General features: G+C 64.8%; 10 protein-coding genes. 7 read left to right on the forward strand and 3 right to left on the reverse strand.

Features of this window, described 5'->3' with window-relative positions:
• Nucleotides 1-45: 45 nt before the first annotated feature.
• The 4 genes from BN3789_RS09400 to BN3789_RS09415 all read left to right on the forward strand — a co-directional run bounded on the left by BN3789_RS09400 (nucleotide 46) and on the right by BN3789_RS09415 (nucleotide 4,074).
• On the forward strand, nucleotides 46-1,083 hold the full coding sequence (locus BN3789_RS09400; RefSeq protein ID WP_066833509.1) for a glycosyltransferase: 1,038 nt from the start codon (nucleotides 46-48) through the stop codon (nucleotides 1,081-1,083).
• A gap of 17 nt (nucleotides 1,084-1,100) precedes the next feature.
• Nucleotides 1,101-1,328 carry a hypothetical protein gene (locus BN3789_RS09405; RefSeq protein WP_147569667.1) on the forward strand — a complete coding sequence of 76 codons (228 nt, stop codon included), beginning with the start codon at nucleotides 1,101-1,103 and terminating at the stop codon, nucleotides 1,326-1,328.
• A 384-nt stretch (nucleotides 1,329-1,712) separates the two neighbouring features.
• A complete protein-coding gene (locus tag BN3789_RS09410) occupies nucleotides 1,713-2,630 on the forward strand; it encodes a hypothetical protein (RefSeq protein WP_066833516.1) in 918 nt (305 codons plus the stop codon).
• A 160-nt stretch (nucleotides 2,631-2,790) separates the two neighbouring features.
• A complete protein-coding gene (locus BN3789_RS09415) occupies nucleotides 2,791-4,074 on the forward strand; it encodes a hypothetical protein (RefSeq protein WP_066833519.1) in 1,284 nt (427 codons plus the stop codon).
• 117 nt (nucleotides 4,075-4,191) lie between these two features.
• Here BN3789_RS09415 and ettA read toward each other — a convergent pair whose 3' ends face one another.
• Nucleotides 4,192-5,871: an energy-dependent translational throttle protein EttA gene (gene ettA / locus BN3789_RS09420; protein WP_066833525.1), complete on the reverse strand. Its 1,680-nt coding sequence runs from the start codon at nucleotides 5,869-5,871 to the stop codon at nucleotides 4,192-4,194.
• A 190-nt stretch (nucleotides 5,872-6,061) separates the two neighbouring features.
• On the opposite strand from ettA, the gene BN3789_RS09425 reads away from it, so the two are divergent.
• From BN3789_RS09425 to BN3789_RS09435, 3 genes are all read left to right on the forward strand, one after another.
• On the forward strand, nucleotides 6,062-6,835 hold the full coding sequence (locus BN3789_RS09425; RefSeq protein WP_066833528.1) for a tRNA threonylcarbamoyladenosine dehydratase: 774 nt from the start codon (nucleotides 6,062-6,064) through the stop codon (nucleotides 6,833-6,835).
• A 31-nt stretch (nucleotides 6,836-6,866) separates the two neighbouring features.
• The gene (locus BN3789_RS09430) at nucleotides 6,867-7,625 is read left to right on the forward strand and encodes a TatD family hydrolase (protein WP_066833531.1); all 759 of its coding nucleotides are present in this window, start codon (nucleotides 6,867-6,869) and stop codon (nucleotides 7,623-7,625) included.
• Nucleotides 7,626-7,914: 289 nt separating this feature from the next.
• The gene (locus tag BN3789_RS09435) at nucleotides 7,915-8,184 is read left to right on the forward strand and encodes a hypothetical protein (protein ID WP_066833535.1); all 270 of its coding nucleotides are present in this window, start codon (nucleotides 7,915-7,917) and stop codon (nucleotides 8,182-8,184) included.
• Between the two features lie 202 nt (nucleotides 8,185-8,386).
• Here BN3789_RS09435 and BN3789_RS09440 read toward each other — a convergent pair whose 3' ends face one another.
• Together BN3789_RS09440 and pgi are read right to left on the reverse strand one after the other, a co-directional pair.
• Complete coding sequence (locus tag BN3789_RS09440; RefSeq protein ID WP_079989245.1) at nucleotides 8,387-9,049, reverse strand: HAD family hydrolase; 663 nt, start codon at nucleotides 9,047-9,049, stop codon at nucleotides 8,387-8,389.
• A gap of 83 nt (nucleotides 9,050-9,132) precedes the next feature.
• Nucleotides 9,133-10,827 carry a glucose-6-phosphate isomerase gene (gene pgi, locus BN3789_RS09445; RefSeq protein ID WP_066833538.1) on the reverse strand — a complete coding sequence of 565 codons (1,695 nt, stop codon included), beginning with the start codon at nucleotides 10,825-10,827 and terminating at the stop codon, nucleotides 9,133-9,135.
• Between the last annotated feature and the right edge of the window lie 239 nt (nucleotides 10,828-11,066).

The raw sequence follows: 11,066 nt of genomic DNA on the forward strand, positions 1-11,066 counted from the left end.
GTATAATGGCTGGGCATGTAATCCCAACAGGAAGGCAGCGCGACCGTGAGCGAGACCAACACCAACAAGGCAGCCGTGCTCCCCGGCATCCCGAAGCTCGCGATCGTGGTGGTCACGTTCAAGCGGCAGGAGCTGCTTGCCAAGCTGTTCGACTCGTTCTGCACGCTCACGGTCGCGCCCTGGCGCATCGTCATCGTGGACAACGAGCATTCCGACAAGACCGAGCGCATGGTGGCCGAGCTCGGCGAGCGCACCGACGAGCTGTGGGGCGCACCCGCCGACGGACCCGATGCCGAGGGCGGCACCGCTCGCGTGGTCTATGCGCCGCAAGACGACAATCTGGGCGGCGCCGGCGGCTTCTCCGCCGGCGTCAAGCGCGCGTGGGAGCTCGGCGCCGAATGGTTCTGGGTCATGGACGACGACGTCATGGTCCTTCCCGAGGCGATCGAGCGCCTGGAGCCGTGGACCCACGACCATCGCGTGATCCAGGGGTCGCGCCTTGACTACGACGGCGGCGACTTCTACTGGCAGTACCACTTCATCGAGTCGCTGGGCATCCCCAACCCCATCGCGCCCGCGGCGTTCGGACCCGAAGGCTATCGCCCCATGAACACAATGTGCTTCGAGGGCGGCCTGTTCGCGCGCTCCGTGGTCGACGAGATCGGCCTGCCCGACCCCCGCTTTTTCATCTACTGGGACGACACCGTCTACGGCTATCTGGCCTCCAAGGTCACCGAGCCCATCGTGGTCGCAGACCTCATCTTGCAGCGCACCCGCGATATCGCCAACTGGGACATCGCGGGGCTTCGCCAGCTCAACGGCACCTCCGACATGAACCGCTACCACATCATGCGCAACCGCGGCTACATGATGCAGTATTTCCGCGCCCACGGCGATTACCGCCGCATCACCTTCGGGCTCGGCACGGCGGCCACCTTCGCCAAGGAGGTCATCCGCCTCGTCATGGTCAACCGCGACAGCCTGAAGACGGGCATTCCGGCGCTGTTCCGCGGCATGCGCGATGCGCGAAAGATCTACCGGGACCGCACGTGGAAGCCCATGCCCCCGCTCAAAGACCGCTGACGCACCGGGCCCGCCCCGTGTCCATAGAGCATGTGGGCACGTCGGAAGAGCCTCCGAGCTACACCGCCCTCGATACGAGCGCGAAGCTCATGGCGGCGCTCGCGTCCTCCAAGGGCTGGACGCACCTGACGCTCGGGCAGAACGTCGACGTCCACTCGTCCTTCGTCGAGACGCCGTGCCCCTTCGGCCTCGATGTCGCCTGGCTCGTCGAGCGGGCCAACCACTATCTGTCGCTCATACGGTAGCTGCCCGCCGGTTCGTTCATCTCTTGGCCCCAGGGCGACGCTGATCGATTGGTCCCCGCTCGCAGATGTGCGGTATCTCCACGGTGGGGATACCGCACATTTCCATTAACAGTATGTTGCAGTTTATTCCCTATATGTTTTATAGTGTTTTTCTTGAAGCATGAAACGAAAAAGCACGTCGCCTGCCGTCCGGTGCTCCTCCACCACCCTTGTTCTCCACAATTCCTCCCCTTGTGTTGCCTCTTTTTGTTGTCTTGCCGCGTCCACTTCCAATCATGGTTGAGGGGTACACAATCTAACGGAACGATTCCGGCGGGACGTGCGGCCGCGATCGAACGTGCAGTGCCGCCCTCGCCGTTTGCCATATCCGAAAGGGGCCAGTCCATGGCTGCATACAGCGACAACTACACCTCGCGCAGGAGGACGCGCGTCTATCAACCCCCTCAGAGCACCCAGGTGCTCAAGCATGAAACCATCGGTCAGACTCAGGCGATCCCGCCCAAGAAGAAACTGTTCGACGGCGTGTCCGTGGCCCAGATCATCGCCGGCGCCGCCGCTGCGGCGACCTCGGTGGCGCTCGCATCCTATATCGGCATCGCGGGATCCATCATCGGCGCCGCGGTCAGCTCGGTTGTGACCGTCGTGTCCTCCCAGATCTACCGCCGCTTCCTCGACGTCAGCGCGCGCAAGCTTAAAGATGCCGGCGCGATCGCGCAGGCAAGCATGCGCGCGTCCCAAAGCGACGACCAGGCCTCGCCGAGCCAGGGAGTCAGAGGGGCGCGCATCGCGCCCGTCAACCTGCGCGAACGCGCGGCGGCGGAGCGCTCCGCGACCCAGAAGAAGGTGGTCGCGTTCTCGATCCTCGCCGCCGTGGTCGCTGTTGCCGTCTGCGCCGCAGCCATCTGGTTCGGCACCTCGGGCGAGGGTATCGGCGAGAAGACCGCGCCGCTCATCCCGACGACGCAACCCGTCGATACCGGCACGCAGCAGACCGTCGATGACGGCGGCGCGCAGCTTCCCGCGACCACCGAGGACGATGCGGACGCCGTCCAGCCCGACACCGCCACCTCCCCTGCCGATGACACCACCCAGACGGAGCCCGAGACCCCGCAGGACCAGCAGACCACGGACGCCACGACGCCTCCGGCCGACACCGCAGGCAACACGTCATCCGACACCACGGGTTCCGGCGCTTCGGACAGCTCCTCGAGCACGGGCACCGATACGAGTACGGGAAATCCGACCACGCCCCCCTCATCCGGGGCGGACACCTCTTCTGCAGCCGCCTCTTCGGCCAACTAATCCCCCGCATCGAGCATCAGCAGCCAGGCGGTTGTCTCCCGTAGGCGCGAGGGCCGCCTACAGGATTTATCTGCGCGCACATCCGCCCCGCCGCCCGGTCGGAAAAAGGCTATCCGCTCGATGGTAATATGGCTATGGACGAACATGGGAAGAGGGGCACATGAGCAAGCAACCGGTCAAGCCGACGCTGTCCGTCGGCAATCATATCTATCTCTATCAGCTTCTATCGACGGCCATCGGATGCGGGAAGCAGACCCTGGCGCCCAAGATCGAAGAAGTCCTTGCAGCCGAGCGCATGACCGCCGAGGACCTCGGGTTCTCCGACACGCGAGAGCTGCTGGAAGAGCTCGACGACTTCATCACGCTGACCGTGTTCAAAGGTGGCCGCATCTACGCCACCATCAACGCGCAGCCCGCATGGGACGAGGCGCTGGCGGCCCCCGAAAAGACCGCTGCGCAGAAATCGGGCAAGTCCTGGAAGCGCAAGAAGACCGACAAGGGCCTGAAACCCGTAAAGCCGCGCCGCGTCAAGCGCGAAGAGCCCAAGCCGCAAGAAGAGCCGGTCGAAGAGCCGACGCAAGATGCCTCGGAGACCGCCGAGGAGGCCATGGAGACCGAGCCGCAAGCCGCAGCGCAGCAGGAGCAGCTCGCTGAGGAGCCGGTCGAGCAGCCGTCTGAGGAAGCCACCTCGACAGAATCCGATACGCAAGACGATCATGATGGGGACGCCGACGAGCAGCTCTCCGATGACGCCGCGGAACCCGTCGATGGCGTGAACGCGCCGGAAGAGCCCGAGAAACCGGAGGCGGAGTCTCCGCAGCCCGCCATCACGCTCACGGTCGTCTACGATCCCGAGAACGCCAATGCCGGCATGCAGACGCTCGAATCGACGCCCGGCATCAGCCCGTCCGAAGTCGCCATAGAGGTGCAGGAGGACGCAGAGCCCGAGGTCGAGCAAGAAGCCACGCCATCCGATGCGCCGGACATGCCGCCTGCGGCATCCGATGAGCCCCGGGCGCCGGAACCGACAACGGAGACGGCTCCCCAGGAGCCAGCGGACGCACCTACGGAAACCCTTGAACCTGAACCGCAGCCGGTCACTCCGCCGGAACCGGTGCCGCCCGCCGCACCCGTCATCCCGGACGACTACCCTCGGGATTTCACGGTCGACGTCTACTGCCCCGGCGACCTGCTGCGGGAGATCTCCTATCTGCTCCCCTACGGCGCCGACGTCATGGGCATCCTCAACGAGTACTACTACATCGCCCAGCTCCGCAACACGATCGAGGCAGCGCGCAACCGCGCGACGTTCCCCTTCGGGTATGCGCGGGACGGCGAGCGCCGTTATGCCACGGTGCGCATCAAGCGCAGCGCGACGGCCAGCGGCACCTCCTGGGTCATCGACAAGCTCGAGGTCGACGAACCGAAAGGAAGTGCTGAATAATAGCCTTCGCGCCTGTCGGCCCTCTCCTGAGGTCCACATCTACGAAAAGCCGCCTCGGGACCCGAAGGCCCCGAGGCGGCTTTCCTCAGTGCTGCCGGTAAACCTACAGCCAGCGCACTAGTCGCGCGTCAGCTTGCGGCGGATGCGATGCGGCTGCGCGGCGTCCTCGCCCAGACGCGCCACGCGGTTCTCCTGGTAGGACTGGAAGTTGCCCTCGAACCAGTACCAGTTGCCCGGATTCTCGTCGGTGCCCTCCCACGCCAGGATGTGCGTGGCCACGCGGTCCAGGAACATGCGGTCGTGGCTGATGACGACCGAGCATCCCGGGAACTCGAGCAGTGCCGCCTCGAGCGACGACAGGGTCTCGACGTCCAGGTCGTTGGTCGGCTCGTCGAGCAGCAGCAGGTTGCCGCCCTGCTTGAGCGTGAGCGCCAGATTCAGGCGGTTGCGCTCACCGCCAGACAGCACGCCGGCGCGTTTCTGCTGGTCAGATCCCTTGAAGCCGAAGCTCGCCACATAGGCGCGGCTCGGCACCTCGGTCTCGCCCACGAGCATCTTGTCGGTGCCGCCCGAGACGACCTCCCACAACGATTTGTCGGGGTCGATGCCCTCGCGCATCTGGTCGACATAGGAGATCTTCACGGTCTCGCCCAGCTCGATGGAGCCCGACGTCGGCTGCTCGGTGCCCACGATCATCTTGAACAGAGTCGACTTGCCCACGCCGTTGGGGCCGATGACGCCCACGATGCCGTTGCGCGGCAGGCTGAAGGTCAGATCATCGATGAGCACGCGACCGTCGAACTCCTTGTGGAGATGCTCGACCTCGAGGACCTTCGCGCCCAGGCGCGGACCGACCGGGATGCGGATATCGGTGTAGTCGAGCTTCTGGCTGGCGCGGGCCTCGGCCTCCATCTCCTCGTAGCGCTCGAGACGGGCCTTGTTCTTGGCCTGGCGGGCCTTGGGGCTGCTGCGCACCCACTCGAGCTCGGCGGCCATGCGCTTGGCGAGCTTGGCGTCGCGCTGGCCCTGCGCGGCGATACGCGCTGCCTTGGTCTCGAGATAGGTGGAGTAGTTGCCCTTGTAGGGGTACAGGTGTCCGCGGTCGACCTCGCAGATCCACTCGGCGACGTTGTCGAGGAAGTAGCGGTCGTGGGTGACGGCGAGCACGGCGCCCGGATAGTTGTGCAGGAAGTGCTCGAGCCACAGGACGGACTCAGCGTCCAGATGGTTCGTGGGCTCGTCAAGCAGCAGCAGGTCGGGAGCCTCGAGCAGCAGCTTGCACAAGGCCACGCGACGACGCTCGCCGCCCGACAGGACGGAGACGGGCATATCGGCGTCCGGGCACTGCAGCGCGTCCATGGCCTGGCCGAGCTTGCTGTCGATGTCCCAGCCGTCGGCCGCATCGATCTCGTCCTGCAGCCTGCCCATCTCCGCCATGAGGGCGTCCATGTCGCAGTCCGGGTCGCACATCTCCTCGCCGATCTTGTTGAAGCGGTCGACCTTGGCGAGCAGGTCGCCGAATGCCATGCGGATGTTCTCGATGACGGTCTTGTCGTCGTCGAGCGGCGGCTCCTGCTCGAGCAGGCCCACCGTGTAACCGGGCGTCAGACGGGCCTCGCCGTTGGAGACCTCCTCCTTGCCCGCCATGATCTTGAGCAGCGTCGATTTGCCCATGCCGTTGGGGCCCACGACGCCGATCTTGGCACCGGGGTAAAACGACAGGGTGACGTCGTCCAAAATCACCTTGTCGCCATGCGCCTTGCGCGCCTGATACATCTGATATACGAACTCTGCCATGCATACTCCCTGTATGGTCATCTGACACGTATGGGTCTATCGTCGCAGATACGCGAGGTTGCCTCCATACCAAAACGGGCGCCCGACAACACTTCCACAGGCAAGGCGGAGGCAGGAGAGGCGACAACGAGGCGGAGCATGTGCCGCCTAACCTATAATGTGCATCAACGTTCCGAGGGAAAGGCGCCGTATGCAGGAAACAGCAACCGACCGGCTTCGCATCATCATGGGAGACGAGGGGCTCGAGCGCCTGCAAAGCGCAACGGTCATGGTGTTCGGCTGCGGCGGCGTCGGGTCGAGCTGCATCGAGGCGCTCGCCCGCGCGTTTATCGGTCGGATCGTCATCGTCGACAAGGACGTGGTGGCGCCGAGCAACATCAACCGGCAGGCCATCGCTTTCACGAGCACCGTCGGCAAGCGCAAGGTCGACGTGATGGCCGGCATGATCCGCGACATCAACCCCGCGTGCACCGTCATCGCTTACGACGCCTTCGTGCTGCCTGAAAACCTCGAGGGCCTGTTTGATGAGTGCCTGGCCGCCTGCAGCGGACGCATCGATTACATCGTGGACGCCATCGACACGGTTTCGGCCAAGCTCGCGCTGGCCCAGCTCGCCGACGAGCGCGGCGTGCCGCTCATCAGCAGCATGGGAGCGGCCAACAAGCTGCACCCGGAGTGCCTGCGGATATGCGATATCCGCGAAACGGAGCGCGACCCCCTCGCCCGCGTCATGCGCAAGGAATGCCGCCGACGCGGGATTCGCCGCCTGCAGGTGCTCTACTCCTGCGAGGACCCGATCGACCTTTTCGCGCGCGGACAGGGGCAACCGGGCGAGCGCGTGCTGGGAACGGCATCGTTCATGCCGCCGATCATGGGGCAGATGATTGCCGGCGAGGTCATACGGCAGATCTCCGGTGTGGGATGCGGTAGGGCATGCGCAGGCGGCGCCCGGCGCGACCGCTAGCCTCGGTGGGCCGAACTTCCAAGGAGGAGCCATGCGCTACGTCGATATGCACTGCCACCTCGGGCTCATGCGCGACGGCCTCGCCTGCGCGCGAGAGGCCGAGATGCGCGGCATCGGGATCCTCGACGCCAGCGTGACCCCTGCGGGCTACAGCGCCTCGCGGGAGGCATACGCCGCCTGCCCCAACGTCCGCGTCGCCGCGGGCCTCCATCCGTGGTGGCTATCGGATGGAACCTGCGACGACGCGGATGTCGACGCCCTCGTCGAGCTCGTCTCCAATACGCCGCGCGTCGGCGAAGTCGGCCTTGATTTCAGCACGAAGCACCTTCCGAGCAAAGACGCCCAGGTGCACGCGTTCACGCGCGTCGCCCGCGCCTGCACAGAGCACCCGCTTGACGGGCGTCTCCTGACCATTCATGCCGTGCGTTCGGCCGACACGGTGCTCGACATCCTCGAAGAGACCGGGCTTGTGCTCGAATCCGTCTGCATCTTTCACTGGTTTTCCGGGACGAGCGACGAGCTCGCCCGCGCGCGGCGCGCCGGCTGCTGGTTCTCCATCAACGCGCATATGCTCGCCACCCGCAAAGGCCGCGAGTACGCGCGCATCGTTCCCGAGGACAGGCTGCTGCTCGAAACCGATGCGCCGCCGTCGAACGCCGATTTCGGCTGCGCGGAGCTGGAACGCGAACTCGCGGACACGTCTGAGCGCCTTGCCGCCATCAGGCATGCCGATGCACGCGAACTCGCCTGTCGCATCGCTGAGCGCAGCGCCGCGCTTCTCGACCTCTAAACCGGGCGCCTTCCCTGCAGTGGTCTCATTCGCCGCGGGGACGGGTTCAGACCCCGATCATTCATGAACGAACGAGGGCCTTTTCGGCGTTTGCGCAGGATTCGTTTATTTGACTCCCCTCTAAATTCATGAATGAGCGGGCTGCGGCGCTCCGCTTCAAACCGATCCTGGAAGGTCCGCGCCTGCTGCCGAGCAGCGTGTTCGCTCCCCCGAATTGCCGTGCATAACTGCGCATCGCGCGGGTAAGGAGCCAGTAGAAGGCAGAACCACGATACGGAAGGGAGCCATCATGATCGATTTCAACGCCATCGTCACACTTGCTGGGATGCTCGCTTCGCTTGCGATCGTGTTCGTCGTGCTCGAAGCCTCTTCCATCGCCGTCCCGGCAGCCATCAAACGTGCCGCCACGTGGGTCAATCCCCGCAACGAGCGCCTGGTGTGGGCACAGCGCCATCCCGCGAGAGAGGTGAGCGGCATCGCCTCGTTCGCAGGTCGCAAGCTGCACGCGGCGCTCACCCGCCCGAGCATGAACACCATGCCGATTCGCCAGGCGGCATAGCGCCGCTCAGCCGCACATCGTCGACAGCAAGACGGGGACCCGCGGGTCCCCGTCTTTTTGAGCAAGCGCGTGCAAATTCGGGGACGTACCTTCCGCATGCATGTTTGCACGCCGAAGGTACGTCCCCGAATTTGCATACGTGCATGCGGGAGGTACGTCCCCGAATTTGCACGCGTCTTCACGCTGCCGTGGGCCGAATCGATCAGCGCTCCCCTATGCGCAGAAGGTCGGGGATCTGATCGATGATGAGGTTCGCCTGATCCTGAGAGAAGCCGAAGCGCTCCTCGCGCTTGGCGATGACCGTGAGCCCCGCGGCGCATCCGGCGGCGATGCCGTACACCGAGTCCTCCACGCAGCAGCACGCGCTGGCGGGAAGCCCCAGCAGCTCCAGCGTGTGCAGGTAGATCTCGGGATTGGGCTTGCTTTGATGGAACTGCTCGCCCGACACGATGGGCTCGAACCGGCCCGTCAGACCGCACGCGCTGAGGACCTTGTCGATATTCGCCAGCGGAGAGGAGGACGCCAGCGCAACGCGGACCCCCATCCCGTGCAGCGCCTCCACCGTCTCGGCGACACCGGGGTTCAACAGCTGCGCGTACGGCCGCGGGCGATGCGACGCCCACTCGTTGTAGATCGCCTCCGCCTCGTCACCGGACAGCTCGCCGCGGCCCCCGCGGCGCATCCACATCTGCAGATTGCGCTGAAAATCCTGGTGCGACATGCCGACCTGATGCTTGCATTCATCAACGGTGATGCCCAGTCCGAGCTCTTCGCTCATGACGAGCAGCTCGTCGAAGTAGAACTTCTCGGTATCGACGATCACGCCGTCCATATCGAAGATGACGGCCTTGAAGGGAAATGCCACGGCGAATAATCCTTTCGGTCACAGAAAAGGGACTGCCCCGAAAAGACGGGGCAGTCCCGATACGTCACGCAGACGCAAGCGGGCTACTTGCGATGGGCGCGGTAGAACTCGATGAGCGCCTTGGTGCTCGCGTCCTGGACGGCGAGGGCCTCGTCGTCATGGAACGCGGGCGTGATCTGCTTGGCGAGCTGCTTGCCCAGCTCAACGCCCCACTGGTCGAAGGAATCGATGCCCCAGACCGTGCCCTCGACGAACGTGATGTGCTCGTAGAGCGCGATGAGGGCGCCGAGCGCATGCGGGGTGAGCTCGATGCCGAAGATCGAGGTGGACGGACGGTTGCCGGTGAAGATGCGCGCGGTGACGATCTCCTCGGGCGTGCCCTCGGCGCGGACCTCGTCGGCGGTCTTGCCGAACGCGAGCGCCTTGGTCTGAGCCAGGAAGTTGCCCAGGAACAGCTCTTGCACGTCCTGGTCGCCGTCCTTGTTGGGGTTAGCGGTGTTGACGAACGCGATGAGGTCGGAGGGGATCAGACGCGTGCCCTGATGGATGAGCTGGTAGAAGGCGTGCTGGCCGTTGGTGCCCGGCTCGCCCCAATAGATCTCGCCCGAAGCCGTGGTGAGCGCCGAGCCGTCCCAGCGGACGCCCTTGCCATTGGACTCCATGGTGAGCTGCTGCAGATAGGCCGGGAAGCGGTGCATGTACTGGTTATACGGCAGCACGGCGTGGCTCTCGGCGCCGAAGAAGTTGACGTACCAGACGTTGATGAGGCCCATCAGCGCCACGACGTTGTCCTCGAGCGGCGTGTTCTGGAAGTACATGTCGACATCATGGAAGCCCTTGAGGAAGCACTCGAAGCGCTCGGGTCCCAGCGCGATGATGAGCGACAGGCCCACGGCGGAGTCGACGGAGTAGCGCCCGCCGACCCAGTTCCAGAAGCCGAAGGCGTTCTCGGGATCGATGCCGAAGTCGGCGACGAGGTCGAGCGCGGTCGAGACGGCGACGAAGTGCTTCTTCACGGCCTCGGCGCGGCTCTCCTCGGAACCGTCGATGGCGCCCGCGGCCTCGAGGGCGTCGAGCAGCCAGGTGCGGACCTCGCGGCCGTTGGTCAGGGTCTCGAGCGTCGTGAACGTCTTGGACACGACGATGACGAGCGTGGTCTCGGGGTCGAGGCCGCGAACCTTCTCGGCCATGTCGTTGGGGTCGATGTTGGAGATGTAACGGCAGTCGATGCCGGCGTCGGCGTAGGGCTTGAGCGCCTCGTACACCATGACCGGGCCGAGATCGGAACCGCCGATGCCGATGGACACGACATGCTCGATCTTCTTGCCCGTGACGCCCTTCCACTCGCCGGAGCGGACCTTCTCGGCGAACGCGTACATGCGGTCGAGCATGTCGCGGACGTCGGCTACGCAGTCCTGGTCGCCGTCGAACACGGTGCCCTTATCGGATGCCGGGCGGCGCAGCGCGGTGTGAAGCACGGCGCGGTCCTCGGAGGTGTTGATGTGCACGCCGGAATACATGGCGTCGCGGCGCTCCTCGATATGCAGCTCGCGCGCAAGCTGGACAAGCAGCTTCATCGTCTCGTCGGTCACGAGGTTCTTGGACAGGTCGATGTGGAACTCGCCCATGTCGTAGCTGAGCTTGCTCACGCGGTCGGGATCGGCGGCGAACCAGCCCTTGAGATCGATGCCGGCACCGGTGAGCTCGTCATAGTGTTTCTGCAGGGCAGCCCATGCAGGCGTGCTCGTGGCATCGATAGGAGCAGGTACGGTAGACATAGGAATCCTCCTTTATCCGAACAGGCGCAGGTTTTCCGCGTCGTGCAACGAAGCGACTCCATTCTACCGCAGCGCACGGACAGATTCGCCATTGCTCCCGTCATGAAACGGTCAGGGTGCCAAAGAAACGGTGAGCATCCGAATCGAGAGTCGAAAGGCCCCGTCGATGGGTTGAAACGAACCCGTCCCCAAATGGCCCATGATTCAGCGCCCTCAGAGAGCACCCATTCGCTCCGAAT

Source organism: Collinsella ihumii (genome assembly GCF_900046475.1).
Classification (GTDB): domain Bacteria; phylum Actinomycetota; class Coriobacteriia; order Coriobacteriales; family Coriobacteriaceae; genus Collinsella; species Collinsella ihumii.